This is a genomic window from Olleya aquimaris (assembly GCF_003259525.1).
Classification (GTDB): Bacteria; Bacteroidota; Bacteroidia; order Flavobacteriales; family Flavobacteriaceae; genus Olleya; species Olleya aquimaris.
This window is the reverse complement of sequence record NZ_QLLO01000001.1, coordinates 285579-301547: the sequence shown is the minus strand read 5'-3', so window position 1 is coordinate 301547 and position 15969 is coordinate 285579. Positions and strand designations below refer to the sequence as shown.

Here is a 15969-nt window from a genome sequence, read left to right as displayed (position 1 = left end):
GCTTCTTTAAAATCAATCTAAATAAGCTTGAGCCAAACACTTAACACTTTAAAACGAGGAGAACGCGCAATAATAATTGACGTTTCTTCAGAAGAAATTCCACTAAAACTACTTGAAATGGGTTGTTTACCTGGTAATAGTGTCGAGCTGGTACAAGTTGCACCATTTGCGGACCCAATGTATCTTAACATTAACGGAAGTCACTTAGCTATTAGAAAAGAAACCGCTATTCATATAATTATTGAAAAAGAAATTATATGAGCAAGCAAATAAACATAGCCTTAATAGGTAACCCAAACACAGGAAAAACGTCTGTTTTTAATGCACTTACTGGTTTAAACCAAAAAGTAGGTAATTATCCTGGAATTACGGTCGAAAAAAAAGAAGGGATTTGTAAATTACCTAGAGGAGTTAAAGCCCATATCATTGACTTACCTGGCACCTACAGTCTTAATGCGTCTTCGTTAGATGAAAACGTTGTAATCGAATTACTACTTAATAAAAATGATAAAGATTTTCCAGATGTTGCAGTGGTTGTTAGTGATGTTGAAAATTTAAAACGAAACTTACTTTTATTTACACAAATAAAAGACTTAGAAATCCCTGCTATTCTGGTTATCAATATGGCTGATAGAATGAAATATAAAGGGATTTCATTAGATATTGATTTTTTAGAACAAGAATTAAAAACCAAAATAGCTGTAGTAAGTACCAGAAAAAAAGAAGGTATAGATAACCTAAAGCACTTAATTTCTAATTACAAAGATATTTCTACAGCACCTTGCTTAAATGCATCAGAAATTGATAAGGATTATTTTGATAAGCTAAGAAAAGCTTTTCCAAATCAGTTGCTTTATAAACTTTGGTTAGTGATAACTCAAGATGTTAATTTTGGTAAAACAGACAGAAACGAGATTGAAGCTATAGCCAGCTTTAAAACAAAATCTAAAAGCGATTTAAAGCGATTACAGCAAAAAGAAACTATAAAACGCTACCAATTTATCAATAATACGCTTAAAAAAGGGCAAACTATTGACGTATCTCAAGCAAAAGACTTACGTACCAAATTTGACCGCATATTGACTCATAAAGTTTGGGGTTACCTTATATTCTTTTTGATATTATTGACTATTTTCCAGGCTATTTATGATTGGTCAACTGTACCCATGGATTTTATTGATGGTGTTTTTGCCAATTTAAGCGATTGGGTAAAAAACACTTTGCCTGCTGGAGCATTTACCAATTTATTAGCAGAAGGTATTATCTCTGGTCTAGGTGGAATTGTCATTTTTATACCACAAATTGCCTTTCTATTCTTGTTTATCGCCATTTTAGAAGAAAGTGGATATATGAGTCGAGTGGTGTTTTTAATGGATCGTATTATGCGTCGATTTGGACTTAGTGGTAAAAGTATTGTGCCATTAATTTCTGGTACCGCATGTGCCATTCCAGCTATTATGGCAACCCGAAATATTGAAAGCTGGAAAGAACGGTTAATTACTATTTTAGTCACACCATTTACAACTTGTTCGGCTAGATTACCTGTGTATTTAATAATTATTGCTTTAGTAATTCCAGAGGGTCGTTTTTTAGGTTTAAGTTACCAAGCACTAACATTAATGTTACTGTATCTTCTAGGTTTTGGAACAGCTGTTGTCTCTGCTTACATTTTAAATAAGATATTAAAAATTAAAAGCAAAACCTTCTTTGTAGTTGAAATGCCAAACTATAAGCTTCCATTATTTAAAAATGTAGCGTTAACTGTTTTAGAAAAAACAAAATCCTTTGTATTTGGTGCGGGAAAAATAATTTTAGCTATATCAATCATTCTTTGGTTTTTAGCATCCTATGGTCCAGGAGAACAATTTAATAATGCTGAAAATATTGTCAAAACAGAATTTGCTTCACAAAACCTAGATCAAGAAGAGCTAAACCAAAAAATAGCATCGCATAAACTAGAGCATTCTTTTATAGGTATTGCAGGTCACGCTATAGAGCCAGTAATAAGACCTTTAGGTTATGACTGGAAAATTGGTATTGCTATAGTAAGTAGTTTTGCTGCACGTGAGGTTTTTGTTGGGACACTTGCAACAATTTATAGTGTAGGTAACGACGATGAAGACACCATAAAAAACCGTATGGCTGGAGAAGTAAACCCTATTTTAGGTGGACCATTATTTAACTTTGCTTCAGGGATAAGTCTACTCCTGTTTTATGCTTTTGCAATGCAATGTATGAGTACATTAGCTATTGTAAAAAAAGAAACCAATAGTTGGAAATGGCCAATCCTACAATTAGTAATTATGACAGCAATTGCGTATATTACTGCTTTAATAGCCTTTCAATTTTTAAAATAAAAAATGAACACCGTCATTCAAAACATATTAGTTTTTATAACCTTAGGATTTGCTTTATGGTTTCTTTGGAAAAAATATTTTTTTAAAAAGAAAACTAAAAAAGCTTGCGGTACCGATGATTGTGGGTGCCACTAATAATGCCCTCTATTATATTTTCTATTTACATGATTACAAATTGTAATCATATGCTATTTTAAACACTGTTTTAATAGCTTTTTTTCATTATTTAAACTTCTGTAATATTCAAACTAGTAAAACTCATCTTCCGTTTTCTAAGTTAAAGAATTCAATATAAAAGTATTTCAATTGTCTAGTTTTAAACTATATCTCGATAAAAAATTAAAATAAGCTTACTTGAAGTTGTTTTGATAAGAGTTTTTAATTACTTTTGAATTAATATTTAAGTAAGCTTAAATATTTATTAAAGCAATATAAAATGTCAGTAGCAACAGAAAATTTTGTTAAAGCCATATACAAAAGCAAAGTAAACGATGTCACCAATACTAAACCTGGAAACATTGCCAAATTATTAGGTGTATCAAATGCAGCAGCAACAGATATGGCTAAAAACTTAGCAGCTAAAAATTTAATTAATTACGAGAAATACAAAGCTTTAGAATTAACCAAAGAAGGTGAGAAATTAGCATTAAAAGTCATTAGAAAACATAGACTTTGGGAAGCTTTTTTGCATAAAACCTTTGACATGTCACTTCATGAAATACATCGTGAAGCAGAGCTTTTAGAGCATGAAACTTCAGATTTTTTAGCTAATAAAATTAGTGCCTATTTAGGCAATCCTAAATTTGATCCACATGGAGACCCAATTCCAAATAGCAATGGAGAAATAACAACTCTAGACACATCTATTGCCTTATCAAAAACCAAAGAAAATAATACTTACATAATTTCCAGACTGATGAGTGACGACAAAGAGTTTTTTGATTTTTGCGCCTCAAATCAAATTAAATACGGAAACGAAATAAAAGTCATCAAACAATTTGAAAAAAATAAGATGACACAAATTCAAATCAATTCTAACACCATTCTTTTAAACGAAGAGTTTTCAAAAATTATTTACGTCAATGAAGCCAATTAAACATGTATTAACAATCGTTGCAGCACTTACTTTTGGTTTGCTTACTGCACAAGAGACTCAAGATTTAGGTCCTTTAGTAACCGATAGACCAGATGCTACAGAAGCACCAAGTGTAGTGCCTAAAAATTACATTCAGGTAGAAACGGGTGCTTTTTATGAAAGTTTTGAAGAGAACAATTTTAAAACCGAAGACTTTACTTATAACACCACCTTAATCAGATATGGATTATTAGATAATCTAGAATTAAGATTAGGTTGGAATCTAACCGATAGTAAAGCCTTTTTAAACAATACAGAAACAAGTCAAATATCTAGTTTTTCTCCTTTATTATTAGGTGTAAAAATTGCTATAACTGAAGAAAAAGGATTACTTCCAGAAATTGGATTTATTGGCCATTTAAATCTACCCTTTTCTGTTAAAGAAGCCATTAGACCTCAGACCACAGGTGTTGATTTTAGATTTTCTTTTGCTCATACACTAAGTGACCGCTCAAGTTTTTCGTACAATTTAGGCGCAGCTTGGGGTAATGATTCTTCAGAAGCTAATTATTTATACACTATGGCTTATGGTTATGGTATCACAGAAAAATTTGGTGCTTATGCAGAATTATATGGTGATTTCCCAGAAAACAGTAAAGCCAACCACTTATGGGATGCTGGTTTAACCTATTTACTATCAAACAATGTACAATTGGATGCTACTGTAGGCTCTAGTATTACTAAGGGTCAAGACATTTTATTAAGCGCAGGAATTAGTTTTAGATTACCTAATTAAACAATGTCGCTTTCGCGGAATTAAAATAATTAAAATGAAAAAGAACAGCTTAATCATAATAGCAATTTTAGTCTTAATAGGTTGTAAAACCAACAATCAAACAGACGGAAAACTAAACATTGTAACCACAACCACTATGATTACTGATTTAGTAAAAAATATTGGTGGTGATCGTGTTAATATTAACGGATTAATGGGTAGTGGTGTAGATCCACATTTGTACAAAGCTAGTGAAGGTGATGTCACCAAACTAGTTAATGCAGACATCATTTTTTATAACGGGTTACACCTTGAAGGTAAATTAGTGGAGGTTTTTGAAAAAATGGGAAGCAAAACTAAAACACCAATAGCGTTAGGTGAAGTCATAGATAAATCTACTTTAATTGGATCAGATTATTTTGCCTCAAATTACGATCCGCATGTCTGGTTTAATATTGAATATTTTAAACAATTTGCACAAAAAGTAACTTCAGTTTTAGTAGAAAAAGATAGTGAAAACACAGCTTATTACAAAGCTAACGAAGCAGCCTATTTATTAAAGCTTGACGTCCTTCAAAATTCAATAAAAGCAAAAATTGAGACGCTTCCTAAAGACAAACGAATTTTAATTACAGCACATGATGCGTTTAATTACTTCGGAAAAAATTACGGTTTTGAAGTGGTAGGTTTACAAGGCTTATCCACTGCAACCGAAGCTGGTGTAAAAGATGTACAAAATTTAGCTAATTTTATTATCCAGAAGCAAGTCAAAGCTATTTTTGTGGAGAGTTCAGTCCCAAAACGTACCATTGAAGCATTGCAAGCAGCAGTAAAATCTAAAGGATTTGATGTACAAATTGGTGGAACATTATATTCTGATGCTTTAGGAAGTGCAGGAACTAAAGAGGGCACTTATATAGGTATGTTTGAGTATAATGTAAACACGATTGTTAATGCACTAAAATAAGTTGGCAGTGTTCAGTCGCAGTTTTCAGTGTTTACTCGGTTGAGAGAAATATTAATAAATAGAATTCCTTTCCTTTTAAGGAAAGGTGGGTTTTGAAGTCTAAAGACTTCAAAAGTCGGAAAGGTTTTAAAAATGGAAAACAAAGACAATAATAAGACTCCTGTTTCCACAAGAGTTATTGCAGTAAAAGTAGACGACCTTACAGTTGCATACAACTACAAACCAGTACTTTGGGATATCGATTTAGAAATTCCAGAAGGTGTTCTTATGGCTATTGTTGGACCAAATGGAGCAGGAAAATCAACATTAATTAAAGCCATTTTAGGTATTTTAAAACCTATAGCTGGTAGTGTCTCTATTTACGACAAACCTTATGACAAGCAACGACAATTAGTAGCATACGTGCCACAAAAGGGAAGTGTCGATTGGGATTTTCCAACCACAGCTTTAGACGTGGTCACTATGGGAACATATGGTAGCTTAGGATGGATTAAACGACCAGGACAGAAACAAAAAAAAGCAGCGTTAGAAGCTTTAGAAAAAGTGGGTATGTTAGCGTTTAAAGGTAGGCAAATTAGTCAGTTATCTGGAGGACAACAGCAACGTATTTTTTTGGCTCGTGCTTTAGTTCAAAACGCATCTATCTATTTTATGGACGAACCCTTCCAAGGTGTAGATGCTACTACTGAAATTGCTATCATTAATATTTTAAAAGAATTACGTAAAGCAGGAAAAACAGTTATTGTAGTGCACCACGATTTACAAACTGTACCAGAGTATTTTGATTGGGTTACTTTTTTAAATGTGAAGAAAATTGCAACTGGTCCAGTCAAAGATATTTTTAATGATGATAATTTAACTAAAACTTACGGAATTAATTATAAAGTCAGTATACAGGAGTAATAAGTTAGCAGTGTTCAGTAGCAGTAAGCAGTGCTTACTCAGTTGGAAACAAAATATGAATATAAAAAATTCCTTTCCTTTTTAAGGAAAGGTAAAAATAGTAAGTTCTTGCTTTAACAGGAATAACAAATATGGAACTAGCAGAATATTTTAAACTAGTCTTTACAGACTATACTTTAAGAACCATCACACTTGGTACTGCAATTTTAGGAGCAGTCACTGGTATGTTAGGTAGTTTTGCAGTACTAAGAAAACAAAGTTTACTTGGTGATGCCATATCTCATGCTGCATTACCAGGAATTGCAATAGCCTTTTTAATCACTGGAGCAAAAGATAGTAACACCTTGCTTTTAGGCGCTTTAGTCAGTGGATTGGTTGGTACCTTTTGGATAAGAGGTATCGTAAAAAAAACACACCTAAAAAGCGATACAGCTTTAGGGTTAATCTTGTCCTTATTTTTTGGATTTGGGATGTTATTGCTCACTTTTATCCAAAAACAACCCAATGCTAATCAAGCTGGATTGGATAAATATCTATTTGGTCAAGCTGCTACTTTAGTAGAAAGTGATGTGTGGTTAATGGCAATAATTACAGGATTATGTTTATTTGTTTTACTACTTTTTTGGAAAGAATTTAAAATCTTATTATTTGATGCAGATTACACCAAAACATTAGGATTTAATACCAAAACCATCGATATTTTAATTACTAGTTTTATAGTATTAGCTATTGTTTTAGGATTACAAACCGTAGGAGTAGTTTTAATGAGCGCCATGTTATTGGCTCCTGCAGCTGCTGCAAGACAATGGACTAATAGTTTATCTAAAATGGTATTTTTAGCAGCTATTTTTGGTGCTTTTTCTGGTGTTTTTGGTACAGCAATTAGTGCTAGCCAAACTAACCTATCAACAGGACCAGTCATTGTTTTAGTGGCTGCTGTGTTTGTAATAATTTCTTTTGTGTTTTCCCCAAGTCGTGGTTTACTATTTAAACAAATAAGATTTATAAAAAACAGACGCGATTTAGAGCTTCATAAAACCTTAGCGCTAATGCATCATATTGCCGAAACGCATGACGATATTTCGCATCCACATGCAATTAAATTACTCAACAATTTTCAAGGATTTACTCGCAAAACGCTTCAGAAGTTAGTCGAAAAAAACTATGTGACATTGGATGGTAATATGTGGAGTTTGACCAAAACTGGTTTTGAAACCGCAAAAAATTTATACACTAAACAAACCACAGAGGATGAATAGTGCACAAATAGAAATACAACTTATTGCCAGTTTAGTTGCTATTGCATGCGCTATTCCAGGCACCTTTCTGGTGCTTCGTAAAATGGCCATGATAAGTGATGCTATTAGTCATTCTATCCTACCAGGAATAGTGATTGGATTTTTCATAACACAAGATTTAAATTCGCCTTTACTAATAGTATTAGCTGCTTTTACAGGAATTATTACTGTGGTTTTAGTAGAATATATTCAAAAAACAGGTTTAGTAAAGGAGGACACAGCAATTGGCTTAGTCTTTCCTGCTTTGTTTAGTATTGGTGTTATTTTAATTGCAAAAAATGCAAACGATGTTCATTTAGATGTTGATGCGGTTTTGGTTGGCGAACTCGCTTTAGCTCCTTTTGACAGGTTGTTAATTTCTGGAGTAGATGTTGGCCCAAAATCGTTATGGATTATTGGTGTTATTTTATTAATAACCATTGCTCTACTAATTGCTTTTTTTAAAGAACTTAAAATAAGTACGTTTGACAAAGGGTTGGCAGCTTCTTTAGGATTTTCTCCAGCCATTATTCATTATGGATTAATGACAGTGTCTTCTGTAACTACAGTTGGCGCATTTGATGCTGTAGGTGCTATTTTAGTTGTCGCCTTGATGATTGCACCAGCTGCTACTGCATATTTACTGACCACAGATTTAAAAAAGATGTTGGGATTATCTGTGTTTTTTGGTGTGTTTAGTGCTATTTCTGGCTATTGGCTAGCACATGTTTTAGATGCCTCAATTGCTGGATCTATTACAACCGTTCTTGGTATGGTTTTCTTATTGGTCTATTTATTTGCACCTAGCAAAGGTGTAATAGCAGTAATGTATCGCGAAAAACAACAACGTACAGAAGTTAGTCTATTGACTTTTTTATTGCATCTAAAAAACCATAACGAGGTTGAAGAACGTCACGTTAATCATTTACGAGAGCATATTAATTGGCAAAAAGTAAGAGCTAAAACGGTTTTAGAATTAGCTCTTAAAAATAATATGATATTAATTGATAATGATGTCGTTTCTCTAACCCAAAAAGGAGACACATTTACCTCTAAAGCTATTGATTATATCATTACTAATGAAGATGCGCAGATTGAAGACATGAAAGACGATTTCTTTTTGTTTAGGGGTTAATAGCTAATCAAAATTACTATTCAATTTTTGCAATTCAGTTTTTAATTCGTCTAAACTCACTTCTTTATAATCAAATTGAAGCTCTGATATTTGTTTAGTTGTAGCATTTTTAACACCTAAAAACAATTTGTCATCAATCATCTTTATTGCTACTAAAATAACTTCTTCATTTACAGCTACAGTACCAAAATCGTAGTTATCATTATTTCTTTTACTTGGCAGAATAGAGTTATAGGATTTAAATACCATTTTAACATCTGCTCCATTTGCATCCTTAATTTTTAGCTTAAATTTTATTGCGTTTGTATTACTTCTAATAAATCGATCGCAATTAATCCAACCTAATTTGGAGCCATAAAATGCATACCTAGAAACCGATTTGGCAGTAATAACATTTGTTGAAGTACTATTTACAGAGTCTCTATTATTTAATTGTGCTTCAAATTTTTTCTCAAAAGATGTTTTATCTTTTACAGTAATAAGACTTGGATTATTTTTTGTGCTTCCTGCTACAGTAAAATTAATAGGCAACCAATAAGGTACAATAACTGTTTTACCTCTTTGTATTCCTGGTTTTAGTTTTGGTATTAATTTTAAAACTCTAATGGCTTCATTGGCTAACTCAGTATTAGCAGCTCTAGCTTGAATATCTACTACTTCTCCATTTGTATCAATTTTAAATGAGGCTCTAATTTTATGTTTTCCTGTTAAATTTAAGTCTTCAGCTAAACTAGTATTAAAGTTTTTCGAGATTAGTTTTGAAAGAGCTTTATCAAAACATTGCTTTTTTTCTGTATTTGTACCTGTATCACAACCAGGAAATACAGGTACTTCCTCTATAATGTTTATTGGTACTTCTACAATCTCTTCTTCTACGAACCTTACCTCGTGGACTTCTGTAGTTGTAGTTGTTGGCTCTACTTGTTTATCTAAAGTCCAGTTAACTCTATCTTTATTTTCTTCACCTAAAAAAAGCTGCATATCTATTTTTTTACTGTTATTGGAAGAGAATTTGTAACGGATAGAATTACCAGATTTTAACCTTAATTCTTTACCTTTTTTATTAGCTTTTACAAACAACATCCCTCCAGTTTCCAATTGTTTATCATCAGACATAGTAGTTAAATTAGCTAATAACATATCTGATAGTTGATAATATTCTGTAACTTCTATATTAATATTCCCTCTAGCTAATTTACCATTTGTGTCTATAAAACATTTTGCTGGAATGGTTAAAACTGTTCCTTCTTTAAACGTTATTGTAGTTTCTTTTTCGTTATTAATCGTTTTAATTTCTGGTTGTTTTTTTACTGAATTGTAAAATGATATTAAGCTTTTATTTGGTATGTCTTGAATAGTTGAAACTTTAGTTTCTGTATTAGTTATTATTGGGCTTTTCTCTTCTATTTTACCACTTTTATATGCTGTTTTTTCATTAATTACTACAGTATCATTTATTGGTTTTAAACTTTTATACTTTGGGAATTTAAGATCAAATTCTGACTTGGTAAAGTAGCCTAAGTTTTTAATAATTATTGTATCATAAATAACAGTAATTCCGCCATAAGCATTAGTTCTTTCCTTATCTATTATCTGAGTCTCTATTTTCTTAATAACTACAAATTTCTTTTTTGAACTATCAATTTGTTTTAAGGTTTCTACTTTATCAATAGTTGGTATGGAATCAATATTAGTTTCAATTAAATTTTGATTTTCATGTTCTAAATCTGGAGTTGTTTCTGTTTTTAAAAGCAAGTTATAAGCTAAGATTGAAACTAAAGCAACAACACTTATTAAGCCAATTATTTTAATCCATTTTAATTGAATATAACTGTTTTTTGCAAACGCTATTTCTGCTTTAAGTTGTGTTCGTTTTATACCTTCTAAGACTATTAAATGTTCTTGGTAAATTGTATTAAATTCTGCATCTGTTTTAAGCTTGTTTTTAAAAGCTAAAACTTCTGCGTTTGATAATTCTTTATTTAAATATTGATTGATTAAGTCTATATATTGTATGTGATTGTCCATGTCTGTTCCGAATTAAGATTGATAATTTTGATGAAAGATGTCTTTTGCTTTTTTCAAGCATTTATACTTCTGGTTTTTTGCAATTTTTTCTGATTTAAATTGCATTGTAACTGCTATCTCTTTAAAAGGAATTCTTTTTAAATAAAATAGCTGAAGTAATTGTTGGCATCGTTCTCCTAATTCGCGAAAAGCGTTTTCGGCAAACCGATATTTTTTTTCTTCTAAAACATGATGAAAATGTGAAACTTCATTATCTTTTAAATCATAAAGCTCTTGGGTAGAAAATTTGTTTTGCATATCCTTCCAAACAAATCTTGATACAGAATATAAATAGGTATAAAACGAAGCGGTTAACTTAAAATCTGCTTTTTCTAAATTTCGATTTAAAATTATTAATGCTTCTTGAAACACATCTGAAGCGTCCGCTTTTTTTCCTCCTTTGGATAAGATTAGTTTCTCTATTTTAGGGTAGAGATTGTAGAGGTGTTTAAATGCTTTGTCGCGTTGACCGGCTTTAAAGAACTCTAATATGTTTTGATCGCTCATATATTATCTTTATTCTTTAATGGTCAAAATTGAAAAAGGTCTCCTAAAAAATAATAGATTCGAGTAAGTACTGATTACTGATTACTTATTACTGCTTACTAACTTTAAAACCCTCTCTCCTTTTGCAAATACTCGTATGCTTTTTGGACTTGCTTAAATTTATCTTCTGCACCTTTTTTATGTTCTTCGCCTAGATGCTCTACACGATCTGGATGATATTTTTTAGCCATAGTTCGGTAAGCCTTTTTAATCTGATCTACAGTTGCAGTTTTATTGATTTCTAAAATCTTATATGCATTGTCGCTACTGTTATAAAACATGGCTTTAATACTTGTATAATCGCGACTACTAATGCCTAAATAATTAGATATTCGGTTAATCTCTGCTTCTTCATCGTCTGTCACCATTTGGTCTGCTTTTGCAATTCCAAATAAAAAGTGAAGGAGTTGTAAACGCGCAGCATGATCCATCATTTGTTGGATTTGTCTACAAACATCTCTAGTAGATATGGTTTGTTTACTTACACTTTTAAAAAGTTTAAACGCTTTATTAGCCCTATCTTTACCATACAATTCTACAAACTTATTACGTACAAAATCTAGCTCGCGTTGGTCTTGACTTCCGTCTGCTTTTATAACTACAGAAGCTAATATTAATAAACTAACTTCGAAGTCTCCAGAAGTGGTTTGCGCACGACGTTGTTGTTGGGTTCTGTAGTTTGGTCTGGTCCTGTAATTAGGTTGTCTACGTTGTTGTCTTTGCTGGTTTTTAGGGTTTCCATCACCTAACAAAAAACCGCCTTTTCCTGACATGGCATCACCTAGACTACCAAGTGCTAATCCAATTATTGCGCCAATTGGACCGCCTAAAGACCATCCTAAAGTGGCACCAATCCATTTTAATCCGCTCATAAATTTTTAATCTATTTTAAAAAAGTAAATATACTACTTTGTTGGTATACTTTTATTGGCATTTGTTACTGTTGTTGGCGGATTAGTGCGTTAAGGATGGAACGATCTGTCTGAGCTCCTCGAAGAGAGCGAGTAGTGATAGCCTGACCTTATGACACCATAAGTGTTATAAGGGAACGCCATAATAATAATTGCATGGTTTTTGATTATCTTTGCACGAGATAGATTTATAAATATAAAATTACAACATATGTATCCAGCAGAATTAGTAAAACCAATGCGTGAGGACTTAACTAACGTAGGTTTTGAAGAATTACATACAGCACAAGAAGTTGATGCTGCAATTGCAAAAGAAGGCACCACATTGGTGGTTGTTAACTCGGTTTGTGGTTGTGCAGCAGCTAATGCAAGACCAGGAGCAAGAATGAGTTTGCAAAATGACAAAAAACCAACACATATTGTAACGGTTTTTGCAGGAGTAGATAAAGAAGCTACAGATCAAGCAAGAGCACATATGGTACCATTTCCTCCTAGCTCACCAAGTATGGCGTTGTTTAAAAACGGAGAATTAGTACACATGTTAGAGCGTCATCATATAGAGGGTCGTCCAGCAGAATTAATTGCAGAAAACTTAATTGATGCTTATAACGAGCACTGCTAGAAAACGCTAAAAACTATTTAATTTAAACCACGATTTTTATCGTGGTTTTTTTATTTTTGAATACTATTAGCCTTAACCATGAAAAAACTTTTAGCCTATCCTTTAACCTGTATTTACTACCTTTTTTTTGGGTTAAGCTTACTTGTGTTTCATCCCATACAATGGATTTGTTTTAATGTATTTGGTTACCAAGCACATAAAAAAAGTGTAGATTACCTCAATTTTTGCTTAACACGTTGTTTACATATATTAGGAATTAGATTTAGCTTTAAAACCCCTAAAAACTTACCTAAAAACGTGCCTGTTATTTTAGTTGCTAATCATCAAAGCATGAACGATATTCCACCAATTATCTGGTTTATGCGTCGTTTTCATGTTAAATTTGTAAGTAAAAAAGAATTAGGTAAAGGTATACCTAGTGTCTCGTATAATTTGCGTCATGGTGGTTCGGTTTTAATAGATAGAAAAGATCCTAAACAAGCTGTTGAGAAAATAAAAGAGATGGCTGCTTATATTGAAACCCATAATAGAGGTGTTGTTATATTTCCTGAAGGTACACGTAGTCGTGATGGCAGTCCAAAGCCCTTTCAAAAACGAGGTTTAGCGACTTTAATTGAAGCTTCTCCTAACGCTTACATTTTCCCGATTACCATTAATAATTCTTGGAAAACGTTAGAATACGGAAAATTTCCAATGGGAATTGGAGCGCATATAAAATTTAGAGTTCATCAACCACTAAAAGTAAGTGACTTTGAAACTAAAGCGTTAATTGAACTGGTTGAAACTACCGTAAAAAAAGACATCATCGTTGGATAACAATATTCTTATAGAAAACACAAAACAGTTTGTAAAAGACACTTTAAAGGATGCTGAAGGTGGACACGATTGGTTTCACACCCTAAGGGTGTTTAACAATAGCTTACTGATATCTAAGTATGAGGATGTTGATTTATTAGTGGTTAAACTTGGCGCTTTATTGCATGATATTGCAGATAGCAAATTTTATGATGGTGATGCTTCAATAGGTCCAAAATTAGCTGGTGAATTTTTATTGAAACAAAACGTGGATTCTGCAACCATTAATCATGTGATTAAGATTATAGAAAACATTTCTTATAGTTCTAATATAGATAACCCTACACCTTTTAAATCTTTAGAGTTAGATGTTGTGCAAGATGCAGACCGATTAGATGCTTTGGGTGCAATTGGAATTGCACGTACCTTTAATTATGGTGGATTTAAAAACAGAGCCCTTTATAATCCTGAGATTAAACCCAACTTAAATATGAGTCAAGCAGAATACAAGTCCTCTTCTGCGCCAACTATTAATCATTTTTATGAAAAATTGTTGCTTTTAAAAGACACAATGAATACTAAAACGGGTAAAAAAATTGCTGAAAAACGTCATGATTATATGGTTGCGTTTTTAAAGCAATTTTATGCAGAATGGGAAGGTGAAAAATAATTATCTAATTTTCTTTAGCGACTTCTAAAGCAGTTATTTTATACTCTAAAATAGCCATTTCTTGTCCATAATCAATAATCTGTTCTGTAGTTAAATTTGATTTAGAATTTACTTGATTAAGTATTTCTTTTTGTTTAAGATTATAATACTGTAAGGCTACTTCTATTTTATTATCCATAATTATTGGATTAAAGTTATTGTACCATAGATTTTATTTCACTTCTATATTTAGAGGCGCTTTTACCCACAACCTCATTAAAGACTTTATTAAAATGTGAAAAATTATTAAAACCACACTCAAAGCAAATGTCTGTGATACTGCTTTGGCTTTCGGTTAGTAGTTTTGTAGCATAAAACACACGATACTCATTGACAAACTGAGTAAAGGTTTTGCTTGTTATTTTTTTAAAATAACGACAAAATGCTGGAACAGTCATACTTACATGATCTGCTATTTGATCTAAAGTAATATGGTGTTGATAGTTTTTATTAACGTATTTAAATATCTTATCTATTTTGTCTGTATCCTGTGGTTGTGTTTCTAAAACATAACCGTTTTCATTTAGTAAGGTATAATCGTTTGTTAATGCTAGTAATTCTAAAATTTCTAACAGTTTTGTGATGCGTTTAATCCCTTCGTATTTAGGTAGTTTTTCAATTTTAGGACCAACAACTTTCTTAATCTCTGGTTTATATAAAATACCATGTTTGGCACGCTCTAATAATTGAAGTATGTTTTTAAATTCTGGTAAAGTATTTATTTTTTCGCCTAAAAAACCAGGATGAAATTGCACTAAAGTCTCCTTCCCTTTAGAAGTCAATCGATCTGTAAATCCATTATGTGGCAAGTTAGAGCCTATCAAAATTAATTGGCTATTGTTAAAATAAGAAAGGTGATTACCTATGTGTCTTCTTCCTTTTCCCTTGTTAACATAAACCATTTCTATTTCAGGGTGAAAATGCCAAAAAGCATCACTACGTTTTCGCTTTTTAGTTTCATTAATGGCAATTATGGAGCTACCAAAGTTTGGTGTTATTTTTTTTAATGTAGGTTTTGTATTCAAGCTATTAAGTTTCTTTGTATAAAATTACTAAATAATATAGTTTAAACATATGCATATTTATCAATAAAGTGTACTATATTAACCTATAACGTTTTCGCAATTATTAATTGGGTTAAAATAACATACATAGTTGCCAATTCTATTGTTTTCTTAACTAGTCTTCTACTCTAACTTTGTACCCATAATCCTAAACCTATATAGATTATGAAAACAATGATGAAACACATTTTAGTATTTGCAATCGTTTTTGCAACACTAAGCAGTAATGCAACTGAAACAGCTTTATTTACAAATGAAGAAGATGGAAGAACAACTTTAGTATTTGAAAATGTTCTACAAGGTGACCAATTATTAGTAAAAGATGCTTTTGGACTAGTTTTATATAATGAAGCTATTAACAAAAGCGGACAATATAATAAGTCGTTTGATTTAACAACGCTACCAAACGGAAATTACTTTTTTGAATTAGATAAAAAATCTCAAATTAGAATTTACCCATTTAACGTAGTAAATACGACGGTTACTTTTGATAAAGAGAACTTAAAAGTTATTAATAAACCTAGAGTAAAAGGAGAAGACAACACCATTTTTATAATTGCTGATAATACTGAAAAAGCAGATTATACTATTGAACTTTTTTATGGTTCTACCATTGATTCTTTTGAAAAAATTTATGCTGGGACTTTCAAAAACACAGCAACTATTGGCAAAAAATTTAAGCTTTTAAAAGATAAACAAGAAGAATATTTAGTTGTTATTACCACTAAAGACAGAACTTTTACCTACTCTATTAATTTATAAAAAA

The 15969-nt window shown here is 31.7% G+C and carries 17 protein-coding genes; 12 read left to right on the top strand and 5 right to left on the bottom strand.

The features are described 5' to 3' along the window. Positions 1-27 precede the first annotated feature (27 nt). From LY08_RS01350 to LY08_RS01310, 8 genes are all read left to right on the top strand, one after another. Positions 28-261, top strand: a complete 234-nt coding sequence (locus tag LY08_RS01350) for a FeoA family protein (protein ID WP_111658639.1) — start codon at positions 28-30, stop codon at positions 259-261. Continuing rightward, entirely contained in the window at positions 258-2357 is a 2100-nt protein-coding gene (gene feoB, locus LY08_RS01345; RefSeq protein ID WP_111658638.1) for a ferrous iron transport protein B, read from the top strand. Before LY08_RS01350 ends, feoB begins: the two co-directional genes overlap by 4 nt. A gap of 436 nt (positions 2358-2793) precedes the next feature. Further along, on the top strand, positions 2794-3453 hold the full coding sequence (locus LY08_RS01335; protein WP_111658636.1) for a metal-dependent transcriptional regulator: 660 nt from the start codon (positions 2794-2796) through the stop codon (positions 3451-3453). Further along, a complete protein-coding gene (locus LY08_RS01330; RefSeq protein WP_111658635.1) occupies positions 3440-4228 on the top strand; it encodes a transporter in 789 nt (262 codons plus the stop codon). Before LY08_RS01335 ends, LY08_RS01330 begins: the two co-directional genes overlap by 14 nt. Before the next feature lie 34 nt (positions 4229-4262). After that, positions 4263-5174: a metal ABC transporter solute-binding protein, Zn/Mn family gene (locus LY08_RS01325; protein ID WP_111658634.1), complete on the top strand. Its 912-nt coding sequence runs from the start codon at positions 4263-4265 to the stop codon at positions 5172-5174. A gap of 132 nt (positions 5175-5306) precedes the next feature. After that, complete coding sequence (locus tag LY08_RS01320) at positions 5307-6077, top strand: metal ABC transporter ATP-binding protein (RefSeq protein ID WP_111658633.1); 771 nt, start codon at positions 5307-5309, stop codon at positions 6075-6077. Between the two features lie 131 nt (positions 6078-6208). Beyond that, a complete protein-coding gene (locus LY08_RS01315; protein WP_111658632.1) occupies positions 6209-7336 on the top strand; it encodes a metal ABC transporter permease in 1128 nt (375 codons plus the stop codon). Beyond that, positions 7329-8489, top strand: coding sequence for a metal ABC transporter permease (locus LY08_RS01310; protein WP_111658631.1), 1161 nt, complete (start codon positions 7329-7331; stop codon positions 8487-8489). Before LY08_RS01315 ends, LY08_RS01310 begins: the two co-directional genes overlap by 8 nt. A 3-nt stretch (positions 8490-8492) precedes the next feature. On the opposite strand, the gene LY08_RS01305 is transcribed toward LY08_RS01310, so the two are convergent. The 3 genes from LY08_RS01305 to LY08_RS01295 form a co-directional block, all read right to left on the bottom strand. After that, positions 8493-10517, bottom strand: a complete 2025-nt coding sequence (locus tag LY08_RS01305; RefSeq protein WP_111658630.1) for an energy transducer TonB — start codon at positions 10515-10517, stop codon at positions 8493-8495. Positions 10518-10529: 12 nt separating this feature from the next. Continuing rightward, complete coding sequence (locus LY08_RS01300) at positions 10530-11063, bottom strand: RNA polymerase sigma factor (RefSeq protein WP_111658629.1); 534 nt, start codon at positions 11061-11063, stop codon at positions 10530-10532. 104 nt (positions 11064-11167) lie between these two features. Next, positions 11168-11974: a TerB family tellurite resistance protein gene (locus LY08_RS01295; protein WP_111658628.1), complete on the bottom strand. Its 807-nt coding sequence runs from the start codon at positions 11972-11974 to the stop codon at positions 11168-11170. Between the two features lie 250 nt (positions 11975-12224). Here LY08_RS01295 and LY08_RS01290 point away from each other — a divergent pair, with 250 nt between their 5' ends. The 3 genes from LY08_RS01290 to LY08_RS01280 all read left to right on the top strand — a co-directional run bounded on the left by LY08_RS01290 (position 12225) and on the right by LY08_RS01280 (position 14100). Further along, positions 12225-12635 carry a BrxA/BrxB family bacilliredoxin gene (locus LY08_RS01290; RefSeq protein WP_111658627.1) on the top strand — a complete coding sequence of 137 codons (411 nt, stop codon included), beginning with the start codon at positions 12225-12227 and terminating at the stop codon, positions 12633-12635. Positions 12636-12713: 78 nt separating this feature from the next. Beyond that, a complete protein-coding gene (locus LY08_RS01285; protein WP_111658626.1) occupies positions 12714-13451 on the top strand; it encodes a lysophospholipid acyltransferase family protein in 738 nt (245 codons plus the stop codon). Continuing rightward, entirely contained in the window at positions 13444-14100 is a 657-nt protein-coding gene (locus tag LY08_RS01280) for an HD domain-containing protein (protein ID WP_111658625.1), read from the top strand. Before LY08_RS01285 ends, LY08_RS01280 begins: the two co-directional genes overlap by 8 nt. A 4-nt stretch (positions 14101-14104) precedes the next feature. On the opposite strand, the gene LY08_RS13540 is transcribed toward LY08_RS01280, so the two are convergent. Both LY08_RS13540 and LY08_RS01275 read right to left on the bottom strand, forming a co-directional pair. Beyond that, entirely contained in the window at positions 14105-14278 is a 174-nt protein-coding gene (locus tag LY08_RS13540; protein WP_170120591.1) for a hypothetical protein, read from the bottom strand. 16 nt (positions 14279-14294) lie between these two features. Beyond that, positions 14295-15164, bottom strand: coding sequence for an AraC family transcriptional regulator (locus tag LY08_RS01275; protein WP_111658624.1), 870 nt, complete (start codon positions 15162-15164; stop codon positions 14295-14297). A gap of 213 nt (positions 15165-15377) precedes the next feature. Between LY08_RS01275 and LY08_RS01270 the strand changes: the two genes are divergently transcribed. Then, positions 15378-15965 (top strand): hypothetical protein, encoded by a 588-nt coding sequence (locus LY08_RS01270; protein WP_146603184.1) that lies wholly within the window; start codon positions 15378-15380, stop codon positions 15963-15965. Positions 15966-15969 lie beyond the last annotated feature (4 nt).

Bases quoted from the DNA above. Each gene is read 5' to 3' on its own strand.
- feoB (WP_111658638.1), top strand. From the start codon at position 258: ATGAGCAAGCAAATAAACATAGCCTTAATAGGTAACCCAAACACAGGA.
- LY08_RS01335 (WP_111658636.1), top strand. From the start codon at position 2,794: ATGTCAGTAGCAACAGAAAATTTTGTTAAAGCCATATACAAAAGCAAA.
- LY08_RS01330 (WP_111658635.1), top strand. From the start codon at position 3,440: ATGAAGCCAATTAAACATGTATTAACAATCGTTGCAGCACTTACTTTT.
- LY08_RS01325 (WP_111658634.1), top strand. From the start codon at position 4,263: ATGAAAAAGAACAGCTTAATCATAATAGCAATTTTAGTCTTAATAGGT.
- LY08_RS01320 (WP_111658633.1), top strand. From the start codon at position 5,307: ATGGAAAACAAAGACAATAATAAGACTCCTGTTTCCACAAGAGTTATT.
- LY08_RS01315 (WP_111658632.1), top strand. From the start codon at position 6,209: ATGGAACTAGCAGAATATTTTAAACTAGTCTTTACAGACTATACTTTA.
- LY08_RS01310 (WP_111658631.1), top strand. From the start codon at position 7,329: ATGAATAGTGCACAAATAGAAATACAACTTATTGCCAGTTTAGTTGCT.
- LY08_RS01305 (WP_111658630.1), bottom strand. From the start codon at position 10,517: ATGGACAATCACATACAATATATAGACTTAATCAATCAATATTTAAAT.
- LY08_RS01300 (WP_111658629.1), bottom strand. From the start codon at position 11,063: ATGAGCGATCAAAACATATTAGAGTTCTTTAAAGCCGGTCAACGCGAC.
- LY08_RS01295 (WP_111658628.1), bottom strand. From the start codon at position 11,974: ATGAGCGGATTAAAATGGATTGGTGCCACTTTAGGATGGTCTTTAGGC.
- LY08_RS01290 (WP_111658627.1), top strand. From the start codon at position 12,225: ATGTATCCAGCAGAATTAGTAAAACCAATGCGTGAGGACTTAACTAAC.
- LY08_RS01285 (WP_111658626.1), top strand. From the start codon at position 12,714: ATGAAAAAACTTTTAGCCTATCCTTTAACCTGTATTTACTACCTTTTT.
- LY08_RS13540 (WP_170120591.1), bottom strand. From the start codon at position 14,278: ATGGATAATAAAATAGAAGTAGCCTTACAGTATTATAATCTTAAACAA.
- LY08_RS01270 (WP_146603184.1), top strand. From the start codon at position 15,378: ATGATGAAACACATTTTAGTATTTGCAATCGTTTTTGCAACACTAAGC.